The sequence below is a fragment of the Metabacillus dongyingensis genome (assembly GCF_019933155.2).
GTDB classification, from domain to species: Bacteria; Bacillota; Bacilli; order Bacillales; family Bacillaceae; genus Bacillus_P; species Bacillus_P dongyingensis.
Genome location: NZ_CP082944.1, coordinates 502740 through 527543, shown reverse-complemented (window position 1 = coordinate 527543; position 24804 = coordinate 502740). Strand labels below are relative to the sequence as shown.

The window sequence follows — 24804 nt, the reverse complement described above, 5'->3', positions numbered from 1 at the left end:
TTTAGGCGCTTGCGCTGGACGCAGATAACTTTATTTTGTTATCCACAACCTATTACCTTTTATAATTTCCTAGACAATGAAAAACCCCCTCAACCTTTAAGAGTTGAAGGGGTTTTTTCTATTAATGGCCTCCCAGGTAAGCCATTTTCAGCTGATCACTTGCATTTAATTCATCTGCCGTTCCAGACAGCACAACCTTGCCTGTTTCAATCACATATACTCTATCAGCGATCGACAAAGCCATGTTTGCATTTTGTTCAACTAATAAAATGGTTGTGCCAGTCTTATTGATCTCTTCAATAATTCTGAAGATCGTTTTAACCAGCAGCGGAGCAAGTCCCATTGATGGTTCATCCAGGAGGAGCAGCTTAGGGCGCGCCATTAGCGCGCGTCCCATTGCAAGCATCTGCTGTTCCCCTCCTGACAGTGTTCCTGACTGCTGTTTTTTGCGCTCAAGCAGCCTAGGAAAGAGTTCAAATACTTTTTCAAAATCCCTTTTTATTTCTGCTTTATCTTTGCGCAAGTAAGCTCCAAGCTCTAAATTCTCCTCAACCGTCATGTTGGCAAACACCCTGCGTCCCTCAGGAACATGTGATATGCCTTGTTTAACGATTGTTTGAGCTGCTTTTCCTGCAATTGATTTATCTTGGAAAAGCACCTCTCCCTTTTTAGGCTTTAAAAGTCCAGAAATGGTTTTTAAAAGTGTGCTCTTCCCCGCTCCATTTGCACCGATCAAGGTCACAATTTCACCTTGATTGATCTCTAGAGATACATCCTTTATTGCTTGTATATTTCCGTAGTATACATTGATTCCATTTACTTTCAGCATTATGAAACCTCCTCGCCGAGATACGCTTCGATGACTTTTGGATTGTTTCTGATTTCCTCAGGCACTCCCTGAGCAATTAACTGGCCATGATCAAGTACATAAATTCGTTCACAAACACCCATGACAAGCGGCATATCATGTTCAATCAGCAAAACCGTTAAATCAAACTTCGCGCGAATAAATGCAATCAAATTCATCAGTTCTTCTGTTTCCTGCGGGTTCATCCCTGCTGCAGGCTCGTCAAGAAGCAAAAGTTTAGGGTTAGCTGCAAGTGCACGGGCAATTTCTAAACGGCGCTGCTGACCGTATGGAAGATTCTTTGCCTTCTCATGTTTCACTTTATCAAGCTTGAAAATCTTAAGAAATTCAATCGCTTTTTCTTCCATTTCTCGTTCTCCGGAAAAATGGGAAGGCAGCCTGAGAATAGAACTTGCAATGGAATGCTTTGCAAGAGAATGATAGGCCACTTTTACATTATCCAAAACAGAAAGATCACTGAACAGTCTAATGTTTTGAAACGTTCTGCTGATTCCTTTGCGCGTAATTTTATAGGGTACAAGACCGTTCAGTTTTTGACCTTCAAGCATCAGAGATCCTTCTGTTGGTACATATACGCCTGTTAACAGATTGAAAAAGGTCGTTTTTCCAGCTCCATTTGGGCCGATCAATCCAACAAGCTCACCCTTATTCAATTCGATAGTGACAGATGAGAGAGCCTTAAGACCCCCAAACTTTATGCCTAAATTCTGCACGTTAAGCAACGGTGTTTTTGCTGTCATGACCTGCACCCCCTTTCATGCCTTTACGATTTTTGAAAAATGAAGTGAACTCTTTCGTACCCAGCAAACCTTGAGGACGATAAAGCATCATTACAATCAGGACAAGACTGTAAATAATCATTCTCGTCTCTGGGTATTCCTGAAGGAAAGTAGAAACAATCGTAAGCAGGATTGCTGCCAGAACCGCGCCAGACATACTGCCGAGCCCGCCAAGAACGACAAAGATTAAAATATCAAATGACTTTAAAAATCCGAAGTTTGTTGGCTGTATGATGTAAAAGTTATGAGCGAACAGTCCGCCTGCAATTCCTGCGAAAAAGGCACCAATCACGAAGGCAGCAACTTTGTAGTACGTTGTATTGATTCCCATCGCATCAGCTGCTATTTCATTTTCACGAATAGAAATACAAGCTCGTCCATGAGTTGAATTCGTAAAATTGACAATGGCAAGAATCGTAATGAGCAAACATCCGAACACCCACGGCCAAGTTGTAAGATGGGATACCTGCATGCCGCTTGCTCCGCCAACATAATCAATATTCAAAAACGCAATACGGACAATTTCACCAAATCCAAGTGTAGCAATTGCAAGATAGTCCCCTTTTAAACGCAAACTTGGTATTCCAATAATAAGACCGGCAACAGCTGCAGCTAGTCCGCCTACAATCAGGGCAACCGAAAACGGCAATTGCATCTTCATTGTAATAATAGCCGAAGCATATGCCCCTACCGCTAAAAACCCTGCATGTCCAATTGAAAATTGACCGGTAATTCCGATAATAAGATGAAGACTTGCAGCCAGCATAATATTAATGGCCATAAAGTAAAGAGCATTGACCAGATAAATGTTCAAGAACCCGCCCGTGATTAAAACTTGTACGACGATGAAACCAACAAGTGCCAAACCGATAGATAACCAAAACCCTTTTGATTTCTTCATTGCTGTCATCCCCCTTACACTTTCTCTCTAACGTTTTTGCCAAACAACCCTGATGGACGGAAGATAAGAATGAGAATAAGGACGATAAATGCTACACCATCACGCCATAAGGAGTAGCCCATTGCACTTACCAGTGATTCAATGACTCCGAGAAGTAATCCGCCAACCATCGCACCCGGGATAATCCCGATTCCGCCCAATACTGCAGCGACAAAGGCCTTCAAGCCTGGAATAATCCCCATAAGCGGCTCAATTTTAATATAATAAGTTCCAAAAATAACACCCGCTGCACCCGCTAAAGCAGAGCCAATTGCGAAAGTCGCTGAAATGGTATTGTCAACGTTGATTCCCATCAGCCTTGCTGCATCTGCATCATGTGAAACCGCGCGCATGGCTTTACCGATTTTCGTTTTATGAACAATAAATTGAAGCAAGATCATAAGCCCGACAGAAATACCCAGAATAAATAATGACTGACTGCTAATTGTGACGCCGAAAATTGAAACGCTTTCCGATGGAAGAACTGTTCCAGGATATGCTTCCGGCTGTGCTCCTCTCACGTAAATAACTCCGTATTCAATGAGGAGGGAAACTCCAATTGCTGTTATAAGTGCTGCAATTCTAGTCGCATTTCTCAAAGGTTTATAAGCTATCCTCTCGATTAATACTCCGAATAATGCACAAACTGCCATAGAGATGATTAATGCCGGGAAAAACCCTAGTTCTAAAATCGTAATCGAGTAAAAACCTACAAAGGCGCCTATCATGAACACATCGCCATGGGCAAAGTTTATGAGCTTCACGATGCCGTATACCATTGTATAGCCAAGTGCAATTAAAGCATAAATACTGCCCAGAGATATTCCGTTGACAATCTGCTGAAAAATTTCCATAGTCTCTTTCTCCCCTGAAAGTCTTTTATTTTGTATGGCAGTTTTCATTGTTAATTTCAGAATAATAGGGGGCATGGCCCCCTACCCCATCTGTTATGTGATTATTTATTCAGGATCTACTTTCGTATTAAATGTTTGCTCGCCATCTTTGTATTCAAGGATAGCAGCAGACTTAACCGGATCATGAAGTTCATCAAGCGTCAGGTTGCCTGAAACAAGAGCAAGATCTTTTGTTTCTTCGATTGCTTTTTGAAGCTTCTCAGGGTCAGCGCCTCCTGCACGTTTAATCGCATCAGCAAGGAAATAGCCTGTATCATAGCCAAGAGCATTAAATGCATCTGGAGATTTATCTTTGTATTTCGCCTTAAACGCTTTTACGAAATCCTGAATTTTCTCATCTGGATCAGCAGCAGAATAATGGTTTGTAATGAAAGTGTTGTTCAAAGCTTCTCCGCCAGCAATTTCAATCAGCTTCGGAGAATCCCATCCATCGCCTCCCATGAAAGGAACATCAATGCCAAGCTCACGGGCTTGTTTCACAATTAGGCCTACTTCTTCATAGTAGCCAGGAAGGAAAACAAATTCTGGATTTGATGATTTAATTCTTGTAAGAGTTGCACGGAAATCTGTGTCTTTAGCCACATAAGCTTCCTCTGAGACAATTTTTCCGCCGCTTTTTTCAAATGATTCTTTGAAGGATTTTGCCAGACCTTTTGCATAATCGCTTGAGCTATCGATTAGTACAGCCGCATTTTTTACTGATAAGTCGCCTGTTGCAAAGTTTGCAGCTACCGTTCCTTGGAACGGATCGATAAAGCATGTACGGAATACATAATCATTCACTTTGCCATCTGTATTTGTTATTGTCGGGTTCGTTCCAGTTGGTGTAATTAACGGCACTTTATTATCTTGTGCAATCTGCACCTGAGCCAGAGTATTTGTACTTGTTGCAGCTCCAATGATGGCAGCTACCTTATCTTGGCTTACAAGTTTGATAGCGCCATTTGTTGCTTCAGCTGCATCTGATTTATTATCAAATTCAACAAGTTCAATCTTTTTGCCGTCAATGCCTTTTTTATTGATCTCTTCTAAAGCAAGTTCAAGGCCTTCTGAAATGGATTGCCCGTAAGACGCTACCCCGCCGGATAATTCTAAGTTCGCTCCGATTTTTATTGTCTCTCCTTCGGATGAACCTGTGCTTTTTGCACCGCATCCAGCCATAACACCAGCTGAAATCATAAGTGACATAAACACTGCCATTAATCTTCTCTTTTTCATTTGTATCCCCCGTTTTTGATCATATTTTGATTCAAACTTTCGGTCTTGTCAGTTCCTGATTCTAATCGAATCACCTCCTAAAAGGATCTTTAGTCCCAATAATATGATTCTTCTAAAAAACATTAATATTCTGAAAATATATTATAATATTATTTGCTATTCGTCTATAGTATTCTATTCTTTTTATCTATTGACATTTCAGCTGCTTTTGATCCCTTTATCAAGACAGCAGGCTAAAATCTATCATTATCAATAGTATTTATGCAATAATTTATATAAAAATAAAAAAGAAAGCATCACATTCCATGATACTCTCTATCTATTATCTTTATATATTCATTTTTCAGCTAAAACATCGGCAAAAGCTTTTACATAAGGAGGCAAGTCGGGCGGTCTTCTGCTCGAAACGATATGTCCGTCGACTACAACTGCTTCATCATGCCACGTTGCACCTGCATTCTCCATATCATCTTTGATGCCTGGTGTGCTTGTTACATTTCTGCCTGCTAATATTCTGGCTGAAATCAGCACCCAACCTGCATGACAGATTTGTCCGATCGGCTTTTCTTTCTCATGCATGTCCTTCACCATTTGAAGAACCTCTGGATATCGTCTTAATTTATCAGGCGCCCATCCTCCGGGAACTAAAATGGCGTCATAATCTTCAGAGCGTATATCCCCAAAAGCATAATCCGATGTGGCTGGAACACCATACTTTCCGATATAGGTTTCGCCTGCTTTTTCACCTACTAAGTGGACTGCTGCCCCTTCTTCCTGTAAACGAAGCACAGGGTACCATAATTCAAGATCTTCAAAATCAGCACTGACCAGCGCAATGACTTTTTTATTTGATAAACGCATTGTCCCACCTCCACATTCAGTATAGCATGACCATTTCACTAATGAAAAACAGAGGCATTCAAATAACATCGTCTTTCAGCTGACTTTGATATAGACCGCAGTAAAATCCTTTTTCACGAAGAAGAGACTCGTGACTTCCTTTTTCAATCAGCGTTCCATTCTCAAGCACAAGGATTTGGTCAGCTTTTTGAATGGTATTCAGCCTGTGTGCAATCACAAAGCTTGTTCTGCCTTTCATCAATCTTTGAAGGGCTTCCTGGATTTTCAGCTCTGTAATGGTATCAATGCTGCTTGTCGCTTCATCAAGAACTAGAATAACAGGACTAGAAAGGATCGCTCTTGCGATGGACAGCAGCTGTTTTTGCCCCTGGCTGATCCCGCTTCCGTCCTGAGTAAGAACCGTTTCATACTGATTTTTTGTTTTCATGATAAAAGGATGGGCATTTGCTTCTTTTGCAGCTTGCATCACTTCTTCATCCGTTGCATCCAATCGGCCGTAGCGAATGTTTTCCATGATTGTCCCTGTGAATAAGAAGGGATCCTGGAGGACAAAGGCCATGTGCTCTCTCAGGCTGCTTCGCCTGATTTTTGTGCTTTCCGTCCCATCAATCAGAATCTTTCCATCATCAGGATCGTAAAACCGTGATAACAGGTTAATCATCGTTGTTTTTCCTGCACCGGTAGGACCTACGATGGCTACCGTTTCACCGGGAGATGCATGAAAACTCAGGTTTCGAATTGTCTGCTGTTCTTCCTCATAAGAGAATGAAACCCCGTCAAATCTAACTTCTCCCTTCACTTCTTGAAGGTTAGAAGCATCCTTCTCATCCTTCATTTCCTCGTGTTCATCTAAAATTTCAAACACTCTCTCAGCACCTGCTACAGCAGATAGAATCGTATTGAACTGATTCGCAAGTTCATTTAGAGGACGTGTGAACTGTCTGGAGTATTCAGTGAAAATTACGATTACCCCGATTGAAACCAGACCATTCAGAGCGAGGATGCCGCCAACTCCTGCAATCACTGCAAAGCTTAAATTGTTCAGGACGTTCATCAGCTTCGGAATAAAGCCCGATATGGTCTGAGCCCAAAAACCTGCTCCTTTAAGCCGCTGACTCTTTTCCAGGAACTCCGTTATCACTTTTTGCTCCTGTGAAAACGTCTTAACGATGCGCTGGCCTGAAATGGTTTCTTCAATAAAGCCATTAAGATTCCCCAAGTTCTGCTGCTGTGCTTTGAATAACTTTCCTGTTCTGTTCGTGATCCACCTCATCCCAAAGAACATACTCGGGATAATGGCAAGAGTTATTAATGTTAGCAGCGGACTTAGCCAGAGCATGACACCAATGGTTCCTGCAAGTGTCAGGATACTGGAGAAAATTTGAATAACAGAGCTGTTCAACGTCGAACTGACGTTTTCTATATCATTCGTTACCCTGCTCATCAGTTCCCCGTGCTGCCGTTTATCAAAGTATGAAATCGGCAGGTTGTGCAGATGGCGGAAAAGCTGAGTTCTCATGGTGAAAACGGTATTCTGGGCGATTCCGATCATCCAGACGTTCTGCAGCAGCAGAGAAACGGATTGGACAAGGTAAATGACGACCAAGGCAATCAGCAGCTTAACAAACCCGCTGCTTTCTTTGGTGACAATATAATCATCAATGACTCTCCCAATCAGGTAAGGACCAAGAAGGGCCAAAAAGGAACTAAGAACTACCATAAGAAGAACCAGGCTAAGCAGTCCTTTATTCAAAGAAAGATACGACCATACCCTTGTTATCGTGACAAACCAGTTTTTTGGTTTCACTGTTTTTTTCTGTAGTGGTTCTTCCTGTTTTACTTTTGGATACTTGAATGGCTTACTTAGCTCTTTGAACATTCTGCAGGGCCTCCTCTCCAAACTGGGATTCATAGATCCGCTGATACAGAGCCGATTCTTCCATTAATTCAAGATGAGAACCCTGAGCCAGAACTTCTCCTTCATCCAGTAAGAGGATCTGGCTCGCCTCCATAGCTGTGCTGATTTTTTGTGTAATGATAAAAATCGTGCAGTCATATGATTTTAACGCTTTTAATAGCTTTGCTTCTGTAGTTAAATCAAGAGCGCTTGTGCTGTCATCAAGCAGAAGAATTTTAGGCTTGCGGACTAGTGCTCTCGCTATCGAAAGTCTTTGTTTTTGGCCTCCAGATAGATTGACTCCTTTTTGGCCCACCCTTGTATCATAGCCATTCGGAAGTCTTTCAATCGTTTCATGAATCTGGGCATTTCTTGCCGCTTCCTTGATTTCTTCAAGTGATGCCCCTTCTTTTCCCCATGCAATATTCTCTTTGACCGAACCTGTGAACAAGAGGGACTCCTGCGGGACAAAACCAATTTGTCCCCGGAGACTATCAAGCTTCATATCAAGCAGATTCTTTGAATCAATGTAAATCGCCCCGTCCGTCACGTCATAAAGCCTTGGAATCAGATTGAAAATGGACGATTTCCCAGAGCCTGTGGCTCCAAGGAGGGCAATTGTCTCTCCGGCATTCACAGTAAAGGAAAGGTCATTCAGCACAGCGGTGTCCGTTCCCGGATAAGTAAAAGAAACGGATTTAAATTCAATTTGGCCTTTTTCAATCACACTTATTTCTTCTGCATCAAGTGAATCAGTCAAGTCCGCTTCTGTCTCCAAAACTTCATTGATGCGGTCAGCTGATGCTTTTGCACGTGAAAAAGCCATGATGATAAAAGAAAAAATGGATAAAACAGAGGAAATCCGCAGCGCATAGTTTACAATCGCCACTACTTCCCCAACCTTCGCATCTCCTGTGCCCACATTGATGCTGCCAAACCAGAGAATGGCAAGAATACTGATATTCATAACCAATAATAAAACAGGCATGGCAATCTCCATCAGCCTGAGTGCTGAAACGGTCCCGCTCCTTAACTCTTCATTCGCTTTTGTAAACCTTGAGACTTCGTAGTTTCTTCTTAAAAAGGCCTTGATAATGCGCATTCCGGTCAGATTCTCCTGCATAACGCCATTGACGGAATCAAGCCGGTCCTGTACGGCTTTGAACATACCGCTTCCCTTTTTCATCATCCACAATAAGAAACCTATTAAAAGCGGAATAGAAATGAGGAGAATAAGTGCCAGCTGAAAATTGACGATTAAAGCCATGATCGTCCCCCCTACTATTAATAGGGGAGCACGCAGCATAATCCGCAGACTCATAAAAATCGTATTCTGAAGCTGAGTCACGTCATTCGTCATCCTCGTGATGAGAGACGATGTCGGAAACAGGCTGAAATTCGCAAAAGAAAAGGACTGGACCTTCTCAAACAAATCTTTGCGTACATCATACCCAAAGCTCTGACTGACGTGAGCCGCGTAAAAGGAATTCGTCACACCTGCAGCAAAGGCCGCAATTGAAATCCCAACCATGACGCTTCCCCAATAGATGACAACTGATAAATCATTTTTTAAAATGCCATCATCAATTATTTTTGCCATTAAAAGCGGATGCAGCAGCTCTACCCCAAGCTCGATCAGCATCAGGGTCAGGGCCACACCCATCGCAAGACGGTAAGGCCTTAGCAAAGAAAATACTTTCGACATGTGGCTGCCTCCAAACGTTGCAACATTCTATGTACATATTTAGCTGGACTAATATCTTGAATTTCATCTATTCTATCATACTCCTTATTGGTTAAAATTTGAATATTTAGATTAATGTTTCTCTAATTAATAAATATCCTCATCGGGAATAGCACAAAAAAAATAGACCTCTTGTAAAAGACGTCATTCATATCTTATGAACTGATTGAGTGATTAAAATATGTCCCATATGCGGTGACATTATTGCGAAAACTCGAACAGCTTATGTGAATTGTGGTTCTTTTTCTTTACATTTCGTGTTAAAAAAAGAATGCGCCTAAAAAGGCACACTCTTATTCTCTAAAAATAATCCTGGATTGTCAGTAATAAGGGCAGAAACACCCGACCTGGCCAATTCCTCTAGTTTATCAGTCTGATTTACTGTAAAAACTCTGAGGGGATACCCTGCCTCAACGGTTCTTTTTCCAGCAGCTGAGACTGCAAATGAAGCTTCTGAATGGAGGCCATTTGCCCGAACCTTCCGTGCTTCCTCCATAATGTTTGATGGAATTCCTTCGAATAAAAGGGCCGTTTGAATGTCATTGTCCAGCTCCCGCATCCTCCCCATGCTTTTAAAATTAAAGGATGAGAGAATGACTGAGTCCATCATTCCTGATCGCTGTACACACTGGAGCACTTTTTCTTCCATCCCTTCATAGAGCAGGACGTTATTTTTCAGTTCAATATTTACTTTCATTTCAGAACCGCTTGTTTTGATTAAGTCCAGGACATCCTGTAAAGAGGGAATGGTTTGCCGCGAAAACTTAGGGTGAAACCAGCTTCCTGCATCAAACAACTTTAATTGTTTGTATCTGAAATCTTTTACAAATCCAATCCCATTCGTTGTCCGGTCAATTTGTTCATCATGCATAACAACAACTTCTCCATCCTTTGTCATCTGCACATCAAGCTCAATGCCATCTGCCCCAATCTTGCAGGCCGCTTCAAATGCGGCCATCGTGTTCTCAGGAAACTCGCCGCTGCATCCCCGGTGTGCGTATATTTCAACTGGCTTGCTCAAGACTTTGTCCTCCTTTCCATGAAGCAATTCTGAGATTCTGTCAAAATAGGAACCGACGAATCTAAAAGACTGATTCATCAGTTCCTCCTATTATTTCCCTTGTTTCTTCCCTGCTGTTTTAAGTGCACGAACTGTTTCTTTCGCCGCCTGATTTAATGCTTTTTGAGGGTTCATTCCCTGATAAAGTTTTCCATTCCTGATACAATCTTTGTCTTGATTCAGGGAAAACAGATATTAACGCTCCCTGTGTCACTGCATTTGCTTTTGTGTCATGCAGCTGATCAACTGTCACTTTTAATTGAGGGTATTTTTCCCACATGGCTAAATTCACTTGTCCTTAACGAATTCCATCATACCTCTTTAAGGTAAACCCAGTATGAAGATAATATAGATTTATATGAAGGAATTGTTAGGGGTTTGTAAAATACAAGAAACCGTTTAGCATAAACGTATCTACCTTGGGAAAATCGCGGATTTTGGAGAATCATTTCGGGCGGAGAATCATCTTACAGGAATACTACGAGGTTTTATGTATCATGCCGTGCGAATGATTCTGCAAACAGCACTACTCATGGGTTTTGGATACTCATTGATGGTGGATTTGGTGGATGGATTCCCAAAACGGCACTTCTCTTGGGTATTGAATACTCATAACGGGCCTTTGATTACCCAAACAAGCACTACTTGACGGTTTTGAATACTCATAGCGGGTCTTTGATTACCCAAACAAGCACTACTTTACGGTTTTGAATACTCATAGCGGACCTTTGATTCCCCAAACAACACTACTTGACGGTTTTGAATACTCATAGCGGGGCTATGATTACCCAAACAACACTACTTTATAACTTTGAATACTCATAGCGAGTCTATGATTCCTCCTACAGCACTAACTTGACGGTTTTGGATACTCATAGCGGGTCTATGATTACCCAAACAGCACTTTGGCTACTCATAGCGGGTCTATGATTACCCAAACAGCACTTTGGCTACTCATAGAGGGCCTTTGATTACCCAAACAAGCACTACTTGACGGTTTTGAATACTCATAGCGGGTCTATGATTACCCAAACAGCACTTTGGCTACTCATAGAGGGCCTTTGATTACCCAAACAAGCACTACTTGACGGTTTTGAATACTCATAGCGGACCTTTGATTCCCCAAACAACACTACTTGACGGTTTTGAATACTCATAGCGGGGCTATGATTACCCAAACAAGCACTACTTGACGGTTTTGAATACTCATAGCGGGGCTATGATTACCCAAACAGCACTACTTGACGGTTTTGAATGCTCATAGCGTTCTATGATTCCCCAAACAGCACTACTACAAGTTTTGAGGAATCATAAGGGGCGGTTGATTCCCCAAAACAGACCCGCTCACTTGAAAGACAATAATAATCACTTCTCACAAAACGTAAAAAAAGGATACCAATTGCTGTGCAATTTAGTATCCTTTTTCTCTTTATTCAGGCGCCAATTGATCCAGCAGCTCAATAAGCGGCTGCATACGTTTTAAGGCTGCAGGGCAGGCATTTAGCTGCCTTTGCTGACTGCCACGTGCCAAGTCCGAGCGCTGAGAATATAAGCTCCGTCTCCCCAAGTCTCCTTAACGCTGTCTCCGGTTTCATTTGTATTCCCATTTACTTAACCTTTGTACGAAGCTGAGACCTTCTTATGACTTGATTGATTACCTCAGAAAAAACAAGGCCGATCGCGATGGAACCTGATATCATAAATGCTTTTGCAGCTAATGTAATCGCGGTATTATAGTCATTTTCAACGAAATTTCTCATCGCGTCATACGCCATTCCTCCAGGAACCAATGGAATAATGCCGGCTACGCTGAAAATAATAATCGGCGTTTTGTAGATCTTTGCAAAAACCTGACTTGTCACAGCTACAAATACTGCTGCAATGACAGTAGCAGGAACTGCATCAAAGCCATAGCCCACCAAAGATATATAGATCATCCAGCCGCACATCCCTACAAGTCCGCATTTAATGAGGGAAGGTTTAGGCGCCTGAAAAATAATGCCGAATGCAGCTGTAGAAATAAAGCTTGTCACTAGCTGTCCCAAGACCCACATCATTTTTTCTCTCCCTTAAAATAATGAAAAAACAACCGCAATACCAGATCCGATGGCAAATGCAGTTAAAAACGCTTCTGCTCCTTTTGAAAGTCCTGATATTAAATGCCCGGCCATTAAATCCCTGACAGCATTTGTAATCAGCAGTCCTGGAACTAATGGCATAACTGAGCCAATAATCACTTTATCCATTTCAGATCCAAAACCGGTCCTTACGAACAAATAAGCAAGCAGTCCTATAATGAATGCCGCCAGAAATTCCGCAAAAAATTTAATAGGCACAAGGCGATGGAAATAAATAACAGCCATAAAACCGAGCCCCCCTGCCAGTACAGCAGGAATAAAATCAGACCACTGCCCCTGAAACATAATCAGAAAGCAGCCGCTGGCAATCGCTGCAGCAATTACCTGCAAAAAGAGAGAGTAGGTAGAGTTCGCCTCATCAATTTCTTTTAACAAATCATAGGCTTCATCAACATTTAAATCTCCATTGCTTATTTTCCTTGAAATGGCGTTCACATTCGTAACCTTATCAAGATCCGTCGTTCGTTCCATGATTCGAATTAATTTCGTCTTCGTCGGCTCATCTGACTCTATCGAGAAGATAATGCCAGTCGGTGTCACATAACTATGCGAATTCTTCACACCGAATGATGCAGCAATCCGCATCATCGTATCTTCTACCCGGTACGTTTCAGCTCCGCTGATCAGCATAATTTTTCCGGCAAGCAGACAAACCTCCATGATCTCATAAGAATAATTTTGCTGACTCTTCATCTTTATGTTCTCTCCAATAGCTTGATATTCCCCTTCAAGTCAGGATTTATGTTTGTAGTTTGTTTCAGTTTATCTGAGTTTTGGGGGATTATCAATTTTTGCACAAAGCAAAGGACCCTAAAATAAAGGGTCCTTCTGTTTATTGATTTTTAATATACGTATTCTCCTCATTCGCCTTCACCATAAATTCATATTGAAGGAGTCTTACTTCAAAGAGACGCAGTGGATCGTAATAGATCTCAGGACTTGCTTTCATTTTCTCAAGGGTTGCTTTTGAACCTGAAATTTCATTTTCTGATTCTTGAATGGTCTGTTCCACATACAGAATCGGATTTTGGAAGAACATGATGATATCTGCTTTCAGAGCCCTTTCAAATAAATCAAATTCAAGGAAGAATTTTTTTGAAATTTCTTCTGCTGTGTCCTCGTAGTTTTTGCTTTCGACATATTTTTTATATTGGTTGTACAGCATTGACTTGTTTTGAGGAAGAGCGGCGAACAGCTTTCCGGCGCTTTTCAGCAGGAATTCAGTCGGCTTAAATCTAAGCAGGATATTCTGCTCGTCAACATCCGCTCTGCTTGTCATTCTGTTTAAATCACGGCGCCAGTCTTCAATGACTTTAAAATCGCAGAGAAGCTTCATTTTTTCTTCCCCGTATAAACCGTTGAAAGACAGACTCATTTCATCAAGATACGCCTGGCTTTCGTTTAGCTCTTCATTTGATTGGGAAAGCCATTCACGCAGAGACGTTTGGAATTTTGGAATCAGGTTCTGATGGATATAAGCGCCAATTTCTTCATTCATTTTCTTGTTTAACGATATGTGAATTTGGCTGAAATCACTGTTTTCACTTATATGAGCAGAACAGTTGCGCAGGATTTTCGGCAGCTGCACAGCCATGTCACTTTTCATCTCAGCAGTCACTTCACGATAAGAAGCCGAGATGGATTTCGCCTTTTCCTGCTCCACGTCTCTTAAATGATTCATGAAGCCGTTCAGTCTTACTAAAATATCCTCATTCCATTTAACCGATTCTACTAATCGATTCTCCATCTGAACGCGTTTGTTCAAAAGATCCGTGAGTGTTTTGCGTATGAAATATAGAAGTTTTGCCGTGCGTTTTTCTTCCAGCTTCGCGTCCGATTTACTGAAAACAGTATTCAAAAATTCACTCAAACGGCCAAGATTATCCGGGGAAAAAGCAAATACCTGTGACTGCGGGAAGAACTGGTTGATTGTTCCCTGCAGCTCTTCTGCCAATTTCCACTGTTCAGATGAGTGATTCAGAATAAAGTGAAACGGTGTATCAAGAGCATATTCCTGAAGCTTCATCAGCAATTCAAGCTCGTGCTCATTAAAAGGCGTATTTTTATCAAGGACGAACAGCATTCCATCTGATATCGGCAGAAATTCAGCTGTTTGTTCTACATCTCCAATACGATCCAATTCAGGTGTATGCAGGAACACCGTATTGTTCTCTTCTAAAAGAGCAGAAGGCCATTTCACTTCAATCCAAGTGTTTTCTGATTCCTGATACTCAGGATTGTCAGATATCCTTCTTATGCCGGCATTTGTAATTTCATTCATTTCCGCCAAATCACCTTCAGAACGTACAAACACAGGTGAACTAGTGTTGCTGACCAGATTTTCCTGAAGGATATGATTAATAAATGCGGATTTTCCGCTTTCCGTTGTGCCGCTGATTAAAAGATGGGTTGTCTTTAAATCGGAAAGTCCTGAAACGAGCCATGTCTTTTTATAGCCCACTTCAATATGGTTATTCTCTGCCCATGAAACAAGAGACTTAAATAAATCCAGGCTGTATTCAAGACTGATGCTGTCATGCTCAGAATCAAAGATCAGCTTTTCCGCTGTCTTAAGAGTCGCAGCATCCATAGACGATGGGAAAATTTCATTCCATGCAAGTACGGCTGTTGCAGCAAATAGCGCTTTTGACTGATTCGCAAGCTTTTGCCAGTTTGCTAAAAGCACAGGAATAATATCTTCTAAATCCTTTACCAAATAAGTGCCATTAATCACACTTAAGTAAGTATTCTGGTGGATATCAGACATCTTCGTCCAGGATTCAAAAGGCTGCACCTCAACATTAAGGAAGATTGTATTAACGGTTTTCAGCCATGATAAGTAGGAATCTTCATTTCGGTAGCTGTCCCACAAAGAAGCCGTAACCTTCTGAAATAATTTTTGATTGATTCGGAAAAGTGAAATAAGCGGCTGATAAAAGTATTCAGGATCAAACGATTTCGTATATCCCGCTTGAACATACTCATCCAGCAGCTCAAACCATTCAAGCGATTCCGCTCGCACGCCTTCAGCAACAGCAAGCTCAACGGCATTCTTCCAGTCCTGCTGATCCTCATAGAAAGATCGTGCCAGATCCGTTACATTCGGATAATCTGAATGAATATCAAGCGCCTTTTTAATAACCTTATATGCAAGTTCAATTTTGTCTCTCAATAGATAAAGTGAAAATAATTCAAGCGCCACTTCCATTTTCAAAGTCTTCGAATCACTTTGAATAGATGTGTAAATATCCTCTGCAGCTGAAAGATGACCAAGAGCATAATATGAGTCCGCAATATTTTTCTTGGCCCATGGCTCTAATTCATTGCTGATATTTTCCCACTTGAAGATCGCAGTCTCATAATCTTTGTTGTGAAAATAGACCTCACCCTGTGCAAAGCGAATATAGGACAGATCGTAAACTTCCTTTGCCTGCTCCTCGAAATAAAGTTCTCCAAGCACCTGTACAGGCTGAGCAGAAGCACTGTCTTCCATAAACCTTTCAAAATATGCTTTATGAATCAACTGTTTGTCGTTTGTCATTTTATCCTCCACCTAACGTACACTAGAAACTTATCTATAATAGTCTATTCTATCAAAAGATGCATTTAGAATGCTTTATTTATGTATACCCGTTTTGCCGGTTTTTACACTACTAAGGATCTAGGCGGGTCAGCATTTGATATATACCTGGGCTTTAAGTTGGTATCCATGTGATTAAATAATCCAGATTCCCTTGAAATAATGGTAAACACCGGTAAATTAAAGGAGAATAATCCCTTATGTGATTAGCGTGTGATTCAAAAGGCTCATTTTACAGGTAAAAAAAGTTAATTTGTCCGAAAACATTTTTGAAAGGCTGATTCTGCCATAACAAAAGGCAACCAGTCCCTTTCAAGAGCAGTAAAAAAGAGAGGCCTATTCCTCTCTTTAGCTTCTTCTTTTTTCTCAACCTTTAAAAAAGTTCTGTTTCTTTCTCATCATATCCAGCTCCTGCGGAATAAGCAGCTTTGATATAGGAGTGTCCGGATTTAAAATGACCCCTGTTTGTCCATCTATCTGATTAAGCACTTCCTGAAAAGACACAGCGAATGCCGTACTATTTTTGAACATTTTCTCAATTGGAAATTTTGAAGAAAAAACAGGCAATAGCTTCCGGTTTTTCTTCTCCATAATCTGAAACTGCTCCAGTGAAAAAACATCTTGTCCTTCTGCCGCTATTTCATTTGTCTGCTTTTCAATCAGCCAAATCGTACTTTTTCCGAGTATTTCGTAAAAGTCTGCTATTTTATCACTGTGGCTCATGGCATCAATCAAAGCTTTTTCTAAGGTGTTGAATGGATTGCTCATTTTTCTCCGAATCCTAAAATCGGTCTCTTTTTCTCCGATATACTTACATTAGCTATATCAACGGTTTTTATATACTCATATTTTCCGAGGGATGAAAATCCAAGTTCATCCACTGTGTTTGGATCAATAGATTTCAAGATGACCGATTGATCTGCCTCATTGATGCCTTCAATAATAAATTCCCGCTCTTTATAGATGGCATAAGGTTTATACTCATAGGCAGCCTCTAATTCAGATTGAGCAATTTCTTTAATGAAAATGTTTTTCTTCAATCCTGCTGCCTGAAATCCCGCGCCTTGAGCTGCTTTGTCTCGCGTGCGCAAAGTGACCTTTCCGCTTCCCTCAGGGATGATTGAATACTCTTTTCCTTGATAGATGCCGTATTCTCCTTTTTTAATCATGACTGTTTAACTCCTCTATACTGTAAAATCTTTGATCATATTTATCATAGATTCCTACCAGTTCTTCTGCGCCGCCTTTAACAACATAGATTTCACCTGCGCTAGGTCTGGCATTATTTCCATAAACCGTTTCAAACTCAGGGACAATCTTACCATTTTCTGCAGCTGTAAATCCATGGCCTGTTTGGGGATAGCTGATATATTCATTAGGCTTTGCTGCGTGAGGGTTATTAAGCTCCTCTGCATATGGAATTTTGAGACGGTCGCTTTGTTCTGTTGTAAATCGGATCACAGCGTATTCTTTGTCAGGTGAAAACGGTGTGTTCGGATAGTCCATCCGCAAGGAATTGTACATGTCTGCAGACGTTGTAATATCGCTGACATCATCCATTTTTGCTATACATCCCCCGACGTCTGTAAGTTGACCTGATAAATACAAGGCCATTTTATCCTGATCAATGACCTTCTGCAAAACGGTGGATCCATTGACAGGCGGTACAGCTTCGCGGACTTGATGCATTTTGTCCAATTCCTCAGGTGTTAAATCTTTATAATAGTGGGATTGAAGGGATAAAAATTCTTGCTTAGAAAGCCCCGCTTCATCAAGCACCGAATTAATCTCAGCAGCAAACCCTTTCCCCTGCGAAAGTTTTGCATAATCAAAACTCGTATCTGTCCCATGAGTGACAGTCTCCAATTTCGGCTTAGAGGATGTCCCATCAGGTACTTTTGTCAGCTTCGCAGCTTTTCCGAGCTTATCGATTCCCTTGCCTCCAAGAATGCCAAGTCCAATAGAGACGACACCATATGTAAAGAATTCCGTTCTGCTGTAGATATCTCCATTTATTACTTTTGTTTCCCAAGCTTCAGAGAGCGTGTTCCACATTGATTCAAGGGTTTCAAGGGGGTGAATGATGGCATCCCACATTGCTTCATATGTTTCCCATTCCGTGAGGGATACAAGCCCGTCCCAAGCGTCTGTAAGTCCATTCTTAGCGCCATCCCATAATCCTGAGAAAAAACCGCCCCAGCCTGAAGAAGCAGACGATTTGGCGGCCTCATCTGCTTCTCTCATGCCATTTGCGGTGTTTTCAATTAATGCTTTTGCATCATCTGTCAGCGTATGAAACCGATTCACCAAGTGCCGGATCTCTTCCTGGAGATCAAGAGCCCTTCCTACACGTGCAACAGAGGTAAAGCGCAGTCTGGCAGATTCCCAGTTTAACAGATCAAGGGCTTCTCCCGTATATGAGCGGGATTGTTCAATGTGCTGTGCGAACGCTTCAAGCTCTTCTGGTCTTATTTTAATTTCCATGTGCGTCTACCTCTCCTTTGTTCCTCTAAAACAATTGCAGCGCTGTATTAGGCGAGGCCAGCGGCCAGTTCTCTAAGCCTTCCGATTTCGTTTCTCAGCTCCTGAAAAAGCTCATCCTTCATATCGTATATATGATTATAAGTGACACGAATGTCATCCCGAATACTTTCATAGGCTATTTTTGTTTGACCAGTCCATTCATCTGCATACTGCTGATGCAGGTTATGAAAATGAAAAACTCCGTCATCAAACGTTCCCATTGCACGATTAACAGCAGCCAGATATGCTTCGAGTTCATCTGCATCACGATTGTATTCGGCTTGCTTTCTCTTTCTCTCCAAGTCTTCAAAGAAGTCTTCGATCGTATCCAACAAATTCTTTCCACGTCCTTCTTCCTGTTTTAGAAGCATCTTATAGTTATGTTAAAATATGGGGATGAATCCGGCAACTATCTATTAAACTATTTTTGCACATAGGCGAATATGACTAGAAAAGAAATTATTCCTTCCTACTATTAGAATATATTAAAAACTTCACGTCATTTATTCCACTAAAACAACCTTATTTAAGTACATAAACACGTTCTGGTCTTCCAATTGTTCCATAGGATAAATCAGCCGCAATTTTCTCCTGGGAGATGAGGTGTTCCAAATATCTCCTTGCAGTTGTCCGGCTCACACCGATTTGCTTCGCTACTGTTTCAGCCGTTAATCCCTGTCCCGCATCCAGCACTTCCATGACCTTAATCAGCGTCAGTTTATCGATCCCTTTTGGCAGCAGGGGCTTCTCAGAAATTTCATGCACCTTATAAAGAAGTCTGTCGACTTCTTCCTGACCCATGATTTTGTTTTCCAATCTGATTGCTTTAAGTTTGCGGTAATGTTCTTCGTATCTTTTTAAGGACTGCTTGAACCGTTCAAAAACAACAGGCTTGATAATAAAATCAAACACTCCGATTGTTATGGCTTCCTGCACCGTCTCAATTTCCCGCGCAGCTGTTATCATAATGACATCCGTTTGCTTATCAAGCTGCTTGATTTCCTTTAAAAGATCGCATCCGTTCATATCAGGAAAATACACATCAAGTAAAATTAAATCCGGTTTTAATATATCAATCAAGTTTTTTGCCTCAGCATAATTAGCAGCTATGCCAATGGTGTGAAACCCCTCTATCTGTTCAAGAAATCTTCTTTGAATCTCGGCAATTCTTAAATCGTCTTCAATGATCAGCACCTCAATGGCTTGATTCATCATCATACCTCCTGCTTTTTGGAATGGCTACAGTAAACGCTGTTCCTTCTCCTTTCTTCGATGAAAAAGTGATCGTTCCTCCTACTTTTTTCAAAGCCTGCCGGACAAGGCTCAGACCGATTCCTGCATTTTTGTCCCTGCTCTTTGTAGAGAACCCCTGCTGAAAAATGCTCTCGAAATGCTCCTCATCTATACCTGGTCCATTGTCTTCAACTTCAATAATCAATTCTTTGCCCAGATCAGTTAAAAAGAGCGATACCTTTTTATCTCCGTCTTCTTTTTCTCTGACAGCTTCAAAGGCATTATTCAGCAGATTGCCGAAAATGGTTATTAAAGCATCACGATTCAATGAGTCCGGAACATCCTTAAAGCTGCTTTCCTCATCTATGGAAAAATGGATTTTTAATTCGCTTGCAAGACTGATTTTTCCTAATATAAATCCCGCAAGAATAGGATCGGGAATTTCCCTCATGATGAAGCCAATAAATCCCTGCGTAACATTTACTTCTGTCGAAATAAACTCAATCGCTTCTTTGTAAGACCCTAATTGGATGAGTCCGAGCAAGGTGTAGAGCTTGTTCGAATATTCATGTGTCTGCGCTCTTAACCCCTCTGCATATGCTTTGACGTGTGACAGTTCCTTCAGCACCTGTGACAGTTCAGATTTATTCCGGAAACTCGCTACAGCGCCTATAACTTCTCCTCTTTTATCAAAAATAGGGATGCGGTTTACGACAAAAACATCCTCAAGAATGATGAATTCCTGATCATATTCAGCTTGTCCGGAATCAACAACCTGCAGCAGATGGGTGTCTTTAATGATCTCTTCGATCCGCTTTCCCCTTAAAAGAATCTCATTTGGAATCTCCAGGATTTTATGGGCATTTTCATTCACAACCGTGATTTTCCCGTCGGTATCAATGGCAATGATCCCTTCATGTATAGATTCCAATATGGCGTGTTTTTCCTGATACATCCAGGCAATCTCACGCGGTTCAAGGCCAAAGATTGCTTTTTTAATGTTTAATGAGATTAATAACGCTGAAATAATCCCGCCTATTAAGATAACAATTGTAGAAAATAAGATTTTGTTTTCAAGGTTTGTCAGTTCTTTTTCAATATCCTCCTGAAGAAATCCGACAGAAACGACTCCAATTACATTATCATTCTGACCGAATATGGGTGCTTTTCCTCTAAGAGATGGTCCAAGGGTACCGACAGATTCAGAAATAACGGTTCTCCCTTTGAATACTTCTTCATTATCTCCGCCAACCATTTTTTCGCCCAAACGATCAGCATCAGGATGTGAATACCTGATTTCATTAAGGTTTCCTACGACGATAAATTCCGCTCCCACCTCTTTGCGGATTTTCTCTGCGATCGGCTGAATGATTTCAGACGGATTTTCCGTTAAGAAGGCTTCCGCGATCTCAGGCATATATGCGATTGTCTCTGCAACAGACAGCGCCTGCATACCCTTATCTTTCTTCAAATTGTTCTCCATGATGGACTTAAAGGTTAGTTCAAATATACCTGCCATCAGGACTACCACAAGACTTATCCCAATCATCAGCTTAGCATGTAAACGCATTCACTCACCTCTGAATAATCATAGTAAAAAAACTCCTTATTAAAAAGGAGTTTTTTTAGCCCTCTACGTTTATGACTACATCCTTTCCCCGTTTTTTCATTAAAACAGGAATCAGAAGCCAAAGCGCCGTAAGTATTAAGAATGATACTGAAAGGGGACGCGAGAAGAAAATGCTGTAGTCTCCATTTGAAATGGTAAGCGCTCTTCTCATATTGTTTTCAATCATCGGGCCTAATACCAAGCCTAATACCAGTGGAGCAATCGGGTAATCATTCTTGGATAAAAAGTAGCCGAGAACGCCGCATGCAAGGAGAAGGAGTAAGTCATACACGGATACCTGCACTGCATATACACCAAAAATCGAAATTGCGATAATAATAGGAATCAAATACTTTTTCGGTGTTTGGATAATTTTCGCAAACACCTTAACAAGCGGCATATTTAAAGCGAGAAGCATAATGTTTCCAATGAACATACTTGCAATTAACCCCCACGCAACTTGAGGATGATCTTCAAACAGCAGCGGACCCGGCTGAATGTTATACATCATCAGGGCACCCATCAGGATCGCAGTTGTCCCTGATCCCGGAATGCCAAGCGTCAATAATGGAATCATCGCACCGCCGGATGCCGCGTTATTGGCAGATTCCGGTGCAGCAACACCTGCAATTGCACCTTTACCGAACTTAGATGGATCCTTGCTGATTTTCTTTTCCATAATATATGAGAAAAATGAAGCCAATGTGGCGCCGGCTCCCGGCAGTATTCCAATGAAGAATCCTAATAATGAACCTCTTGCGATCGGACCTGCGGATTCCTTCAATTCCTCTTTTGAAGGTAAGATATTATTGATTTTAGCAATTTCTGTGTCTTCCTCTTCTTTTTCAAGGATTGTCTTGAAGACCTCTCCTAATGCAAACAATCCAACCGCTATTGTTAAAAATTCAATTCCCTGATAAAGCCATGGAAAATCGAACGTAAATCTTGCAACACCTGAAACATTATCCACTCCAATCGTTGCAAGCAATAAGCCTGTGATCGTCATGATAAGTGCTTTTGTCACCGATTTGCCTGCAAGACCGCTGACTGCTGCAATACCAAGCAGCATCAGTGAAAAGTATTCCGCCGGGCCAAACTTAATTGCTATGCTGGATAAAGGCTTTGCTAATAAAATAAGTGCGATCAGTGTTACGATGCCCGCAAAAAAGGATCCGATTGCAGCGATGGAAAGAGCACTTCCCGCCCTGCCATTCTTCGCCATTTGATAGCCGTCAAGTGTGGTAACAACAGAAGATGATTCTCCAGGTGTATTTAATAGAATAGATGTTGTAGAGCCTCCGTACATAGCTCCGTAATAAACCCCGGCAAGCAGGATAATGGCGCTTGTTGCCGCTTGTTCCGGCGGCAGCCCCCCAGTCATTGAAGCTGTGACCGGTATTAAAAGAGCTACACCGCTCATTGGTCCGATTCCAGGCAGGACGCCTACTGCCGTTCCAATCAGGACGCCTGCAAAAGCAAAAAGGATATTATACCAAATGAAGGCTGACTGAAAGCCCTGCAGCAGATAATCAAGAGTTCCCATTGTGCATTTCCTCCCTTAATAAGAAAAGCTTTAAGCGCCTTGTTCAGCTCCGGCAGGCAGATAAGGATCCGGTGAAAAAGTCCTGGTATGACTTTTTGGCGGAGGAGGCAGGCGCTTGCCGTCAATGTGCTGAATTTTGTACGCTCTTATCTCATTTACTTAAAACCATACCGGAAAGCTTGGCAGGGTTCCTTTTAGAACAACAACAAATAAGTAATAGATCCCGGCAGAAAAACAAGCAGATATTACAATCGATTTCAACCATTTTCCGCGCTCCATTGTTTGAAAGCATATAAATAGAAAAACAAATGTCGTGATAACATATCCGATTGTTTCAAGTGCTGCTATGTAAAGCAGTGCTGCAAGAAAAATAATGATGAAAGCTTTCATCTGCAAAGGTTCTTTTTTTCCGTATTTTTTCTCGTAATGAAAGGTTTCATAAAACAAACGAAGGCTAAGCAGAAAAAGGATGGCACCTAGAAAGAACGGAAAAATATTAGGTCCGACAACACTTCCATATGAAGATTCCGCTATCTGCATACTGCCATACATAAAGAGCGCTCCCACCGCTAAAAACAAAACGGCTGCTGCCCTGTCAAACTTGATTGACATCTGAATCATCCTTTCTAATAGGAAAAGCGGAACCGCCCGTTTAGCTCAGGCATGACAGATTAGAATTCACTCAGAAAAGTCTGATTTGACTATCCTGAGTGAATTTGTTCTGGCCTGGGAGTTGGGCGGTGGAGCTAGACATAGAAACGGTAAATTTTATGCTTTCTAAAAAACTTTAAGCAAAGAAGGAGACTGCCTCCTTCTTCAGCTTCACAATTATTTCGACATTCCAACAGCCTTAAGCAGGGTTTGCACTTGTTTTTCCTGCTCTCCTAAAAATGCTTTAAAGTCCTCGCCATTCTTATATTCCATTTCCCATCCCTGTGTTTCGACTTCCTTTATCCATTCTTCAGACTCTACTAAATTTTTAATTGTTTTCTCCCAATATTTATAAGCTTCATCAGACATTTTCTCTGGGCCAAAAACTCCTCGCCAAATGGTGAATTCTGCGTCAATTCCTTGCTCTTTCGCAGTTGGAAGATCCTTAAGTTCGCCTTGAAGCCGTTCGGATGCAGTTGTAGCAAGTACTCTTACCTTGCCTGCCTTTAAGAACTCCTTGACGCTTGATACATCAGTTCCAATTACGTCAGCATTGTTCCCTAGAAGAGCTGTAATCGCCTCTCCTCCCCCATCATAGGAAACATATCTTAACTTTGTCGGATCCACTCCATCTGCATAAGCTGGAAGAATTGAAATCAGGTGATCCATTGAACCTGGAGCTGATCCGCCGGCAAATGTAAGCTTGCCCGGATTTTTTTTCACATCTTCCAATAAAGATTGCAGATCCTTGTATTTTGAATCTTCTTTAACAACAATTGCCCCATAATCCTTCGTCAATTGAGCAAGAGGAGTTGTATTTTTATATCCGTAAGGACTGTTTCCTTCTTTCTTCAGGTTATTGATGATAACAGGCGGCGAATTGACAAATAACCGCTCATTATTTTGCACATCCTGTGTGGCATATTCAGCCATGAATACCGCTCCGCCTCCGCCTGGTTTGTTTTCTACGGTGAGCGGCTGGTCTACAAGCTTGGTTTCACTTAACACCTTCACGAACGACCTCGCTGTTAAATCCCATCCTCCTCCGGCACCTGATGGAGCGACAACCGTTAAAGCCTTTGATGGATAGCCTGTACCTGTACTGCCCGAAGAAGCTTTCTCTCCGCTGCTGCAGGCACCTAAGCTAAAAGCAAGTGCCCCTGCACACATAATCATGGATACCTTTTTTAATCCGAACATATAAATCCTCCTTTGTAAGCGTTTTCTTAATTTTACAGAGGATTCT

General features: G+C 41.5%; 23 protein-coding genes. All 23 read right to left on the bottom strand.

Annotated features, from left to right (window positions below):
• Positions 1-121: 121 nt before the first annotated feature.
• The 23 genes from K8L98_RS02780 to K8L98_RS02670 all read right to left on the bottom strand — a co-directional run bounded on the left by K8L98_RS02780 (position 122) and on the right by K8L98_RS02670 (position 24758).
• The gene (locus tag K8L98_RS02780) at positions 122-829 is read right to left on the bottom strand and encodes an ABC transporter ATP-binding protein (protein ID WP_223439494.1); all 708 of its coding nucleotides are present in this window, start codon (positions 827-829) and stop codon (positions 122-124) included.
• Positions 829-1608, bottom strand: coding sequence for an ABC transporter ATP-binding protein (locus tag K8L98_RS02775; protein WP_223439491.1), 780 nt, complete (start codon positions 1606-1608; stop codon positions 829-831). Before K8L98_RS02775 ends, K8L98_RS02780 begins: the two co-directional genes overlap by 1 nt.
• Positions 1583-2557: a branched-chain amino acid ABC transporter permease gene (locus tag K8L98_RS02770; protein ID WP_223439489.1), complete on the bottom strand. Its 975-nt coding sequence runs from the start codon at positions 2555-2557 to the stop codon at positions 1583-1585. The genes K8L98_RS02775 and K8L98_RS02770 overlap by 26 nt, the downstream gene beginning before the upstream one ends.
• A 5-nt stretch (positions 2558-2562) precedes the next feature.
• Entirely contained in the window at positions 2563-3441 is an 879-nt protein-coding gene (locus K8L98_RS02765; RefSeq protein ID WP_223439487.1) for a branched-chain amino acid ABC transporter permease, read from the bottom strand.
• Between the two features lie 105 nt (positions 3442-3546).
• Entirely contained in the window at positions 3547-4719 is a 1173-nt protein-coding gene (locus tag K8L98_RS02760) for an ABC transporter substrate-binding protein (protein WP_223439485.1), read from the bottom strand.
• A 336-nt stretch (positions 4720-5055) separates the two neighbouring features.
• Entirely contained in the window at positions 5056-5580 is a 525-nt protein-coding gene (locus tag K8L98_RS02755; RefSeq protein WP_223439483.1) for a type 1 glutamine amidotransferase domain-containing protein, read from the bottom strand.
• Between the two features lie 58 nt (positions 5581-5638).
• Positions 5639-7459, bottom strand: a complete 1821-nt coding sequence (locus K8L98_RS02750; protein ID WP_223439481.1) for an ABC transporter ATP-binding protein — start codon at positions 7457-7459, stop codon at positions 5639-5641.
• Positions 7440-9182, bottom strand: coding sequence for an ABC transporter ATP-binding protein (locus K8L98_RS02745; RefSeq protein ID WP_223439479.1), 1743 nt, complete (start codon positions 9180-9182; stop codon positions 7440-7442). Before K8L98_RS02745 ends, K8L98_RS02750 begins: the two co-directional genes overlap by 20 nt.
• A 316-nt stretch (positions 9183-9498) precedes the next feature.
• Positions 9499-10320, bottom strand: coding sequence for a glycerophosphodiester phosphodiesterase (locus K8L98_RS02740; RefSeq protein ID WP_223439477.1), 822 nt, complete (start codon positions 10318-10320; stop codon positions 9499-9501).
• A gap of 40 nt (positions 10321-10360) precedes the next feature.
• A complete protein-coding gene (locus K8L98_RS02735; RefSeq protein WP_420828819.1) occupies positions 10361-10561 on the bottom strand; it encodes a hypothetical protein in 201 nt (66 codons plus the stop codon).
• Positions 10562-11738: 1177 nt separating this feature from the next.
• A complete protein-coding gene (locus K8L98_RS02730) occupies positions 11739-11876 on the bottom strand; it encodes a hypothetical protein (protein WP_223439475.1) in 138 nt (45 codons plus the stop codon).
• Between the two features lie 12 nt (positions 11877-11888).
• Positions 11889-12335: a threonine/serine exporter family protein gene (locus tag K8L98_RS02725; RefSeq protein ID WP_223443085.1), complete on the bottom strand. Its 447-nt coding sequence runs from the start codon at positions 12333-12335 to the stop codon at positions 11889-11891.
• Between the two features lie 15 nt (positions 12336-12350).
• A complete protein-coding gene (locus K8L98_RS02720; protein ID WP_223439472.1) occupies positions 12351-13112 on the bottom strand; it encodes a threonine/serine exporter family protein in 762 nt (253 codons plus the stop codon).
• Positions 13113-13251: 139 nt separating this feature from the next.
• Positions 13252-15960: a GTPase domain-containing protein gene (locus K8L98_RS02715; protein ID WP_223439470.1), complete on the bottom strand. Its 2709-nt coding sequence runs from the start codon at positions 15958-15960 to the stop codon at positions 13252-13254.
• Between the two features lie 405 nt (positions 15961-16365).
• Complete coding sequence (locus K8L98_RS02710; protein ID WP_223439468.1) at positions 16366-16767, bottom strand: SseB family protein; 402 nt, start codon at positions 16765-16767, stop codon at positions 16366-16368.
• Positions 16764-17168 carry a hypothetical protein gene (locus K8L98_RS02705; RefSeq protein WP_223439466.1) on the bottom strand — a complete coding sequence of 135 codons (405 nt, stop codon included), beginning with the start codon at positions 17166-17168 and terminating at the stop codon, positions 16764-16766. The genes K8L98_RS02710 and K8L98_RS02705 overlap by 4 nt, the downstream gene beginning before the upstream one ends.
• Positions 17161-18483 (bottom strand): hypothetical protein, encoded by a 1323-nt coding sequence (locus tag K8L98_RS02700; RefSeq protein ID WP_223439463.1) that lies wholly within the window; start codon positions 18481-18483, stop codon positions 17161-17163. Before K8L98_RS02700 ends, K8L98_RS02705 begins: the two co-directional genes overlap by 8 nt.
• 47 nt (positions 18484-18530) lie before the next feature.
• Positions 18531-18854 carry a hypothetical protein gene (locus K8L98_RS02695; protein ID WP_223439461.1) on the bottom strand — a complete coding sequence of 108 codons (324 nt, stop codon included), beginning with the start codon at positions 18852-18854 and terminating at the stop codon, positions 18531-18533.
• Between the two features lie 190 nt (positions 18855-19044).
• Entirely contained in the window at positions 19045-19740 is a 696-nt protein-coding gene (locus tag K8L98_RS02690; RefSeq protein WP_223439459.1) for a response regulator, read from the bottom strand.
• Positions 19718-21325 (bottom strand): ATP-binding protein, encoded by a 1608-nt coding sequence (locus K8L98_RS02685; RefSeq protein ID WP_223439457.1) that lies wholly within the window; start codon positions 21323-21325, stop codon positions 19718-19720. The genes K8L98_RS02690 and K8L98_RS02685 overlap by 23 nt, the downstream gene beginning before the upstream one ends.
• Positions 21326-21380: 55 nt before the next feature.
• Complete coding sequence (locus K8L98_RS02680; RefSeq protein WP_223439455.1) at positions 21381-22907, bottom strand: tripartite tricarboxylate transporter permease; 1527 nt, start codon at positions 22905-22907, stop codon at positions 21381-21383.
• Between the two features lie 159 nt (positions 22908-23066).
• Entirely contained in the window at positions 23067-23519 is a 453-nt protein-coding gene (locus tag K8L98_RS02675) for a tripartite tricarboxylate transporter TctB family protein (RefSeq protein WP_223439454.1), read from the bottom strand.
• A gap of 216 nt (positions 23520-23735) precedes the next feature.
• Positions 23736-24758 carry a Bug family tripartite tricarboxylate transporter substrate binding protein gene (locus K8L98_RS02670; RefSeq protein WP_223439452.1) on the bottom strand — a complete coding sequence of 341 codons (1023 nt, stop codon included), beginning with the start codon at positions 24756-24758 and terminating at the stop codon, positions 23736-23738.
• Between the last annotated feature and the right edge of the window lie 46 nt (positions 24759-24804).

Excerpts from the sequence above, each read along its gene's own strand:
- K8L98_RS02690 (WP_223439459.1), bottom strand. The coding sequence starts at position 19,740 with ATGATGATGAATCAAGCCATTGAGGTGCTGATCATTGAAGACGATTTA.
- K8L98_RS02710 (WP_223439468.1), bottom strand. The coding sequence starts at position 16,767 with ATGAGCAATCCATTCAACACCTTAGAAAAAGCTTTGATTGATGCCATG.
- K8L98_RS02740 (WP_223439477.1), bottom strand. The coding sequence starts at position 10,320 with ATGAATCAGTCTTTTAGATTCGTCGGTTCCTATTTTGACAGAATCTCA.
- K8L98_RS02775 (WP_223439491.1), bottom strand. The coding sequence starts at position 1,608 with ATGACAGCAAAAACACCGTTGCTTAACGTGCAGAATTTAGGCATAAAG.
- K8L98_RS02780 (WP_223439494.1), bottom strand. The coding sequence starts at position 829 with ATGCTGAAAGTAAATGGAATCAATGTATACTACGGAAATATACAAGCA.
- K8L98_RS02765 (WP_223439487.1), bottom strand. The coding sequence starts at position 3,441 with ATGGAAATTTTTCAGCAGATTGTCAACGGAATATCTCTGGGCAGTATT.
- K8L98_RS02745 (WP_223439479.1), bottom strand. The coding sequence starts at position 9,182 with ATGTCGAAAGTATTTTCTTTGCTAAGGCCTTACCGTCTTGCGATGGGT.
- K8L98_RS02720 (WP_223439472.1), bottom strand. The coding sequence starts at position 13,112 with ATGAAGAGTCAGCAAAATTATTCTTATGAGATCATGGAGGTTTGTCTG.
- K8L98_RS02680 (WP_223439455.1), bottom strand. The coding sequence starts at position 22,907 with ATGGGAACTCTTGATTATCTGCTGCAGGGCTTTCAGTCAGCCTTCATT.
- K8L98_RS02770 (WP_223439489.1), bottom strand. The coding sequence starts at position 2,557 with ATGACAGCAATGAAGAAATCAAAAGGGTTTTGGTTATCTATCGGTTTG.
- K8L98_RS02730 (WP_223439475.1), bottom strand. The coding sequence starts at position 11,876 with ATGAAACCGGAGACAGCGTTAAGGAGACTTGGGGAGACGGAGCTTATA.
- K8L98_RS02715 (WP_223439470.1), bottom strand. The coding sequence starts at position 15,960 with ATGACAAACGACAAACAGTTGATTCATAAAGCATATTTTGAAAGGTTT.
- K8L98_RS02705 (WP_223439466.1), bottom strand. The coding sequence starts at position 17,168 with ATGATTAAAAAAGGAGAATACGGCATCTATCAAGGAAAAGAGTATTCA.
- K8L98_RS02670 (WP_223439452.1), bottom strand. The coding sequence starts at position 24,758 with ATGTTCGGATTAAAAAAGGTATCCATGATTATGTGTGCAGGGGCACTT.
- K8L98_RS02755 (WP_223439483.1), bottom strand. The coding sequence starts at position 5,580 with ATGCGTTTATCAAATAAAAAAGTCATTGCGCTGGTCAGTGCTGATTTT.
- K8L98_RS02735 (WP_420828819.1), bottom strand. The coding sequence starts at position 10,561 with ATGTGGGAAAAATACCCTCAATTAAAAGTGACAGTTGATCAGCTGCAT.
- K8L98_RS02750 (WP_223439481.1), bottom strand. The coding sequence starts at position 7,459 with ATGTTCAAAGAGCTAAGTAAGCCATTCAAGTATCCAAAAGTAAAACAG.
- K8L98_RS02685 (WP_223439457.1), bottom strand. The coding sequence starts at position 21,325 with ATGCGTTTACATGCTAAGCTGATGATTGGGATAAGTCTTGTGGTAGTC.
- K8L98_RS02760 (WP_223439485.1), bottom strand. The coding sequence starts at position 4,719 with ATGAAAAAGAGAAGATTAATGGCAGTGTTTATGTCACTTATGATTTCA.
- K8L98_RS02675 (WP_223439454.1), bottom strand. The coding sequence starts at position 23,519 with ATGTCAATCAAGTTTGACAGGGCAGCAGCCGTTTTGTTTTTAGCGGTG.
- K8L98_RS02700 (WP_223439463.1), bottom strand. The coding sequence starts at position 18,483 with ATGGAAATTAAAATAAGACCAGAAGAGCTTGAAGCGTTCGCACAGCAC.
- K8L98_RS02725 (WP_223443085.1), bottom strand. The coding sequence starts at position 12,335 with ATGTGGGTCTTGGGACAGCTAGTGACAAGCTTTATTTCTACAGCTGCA.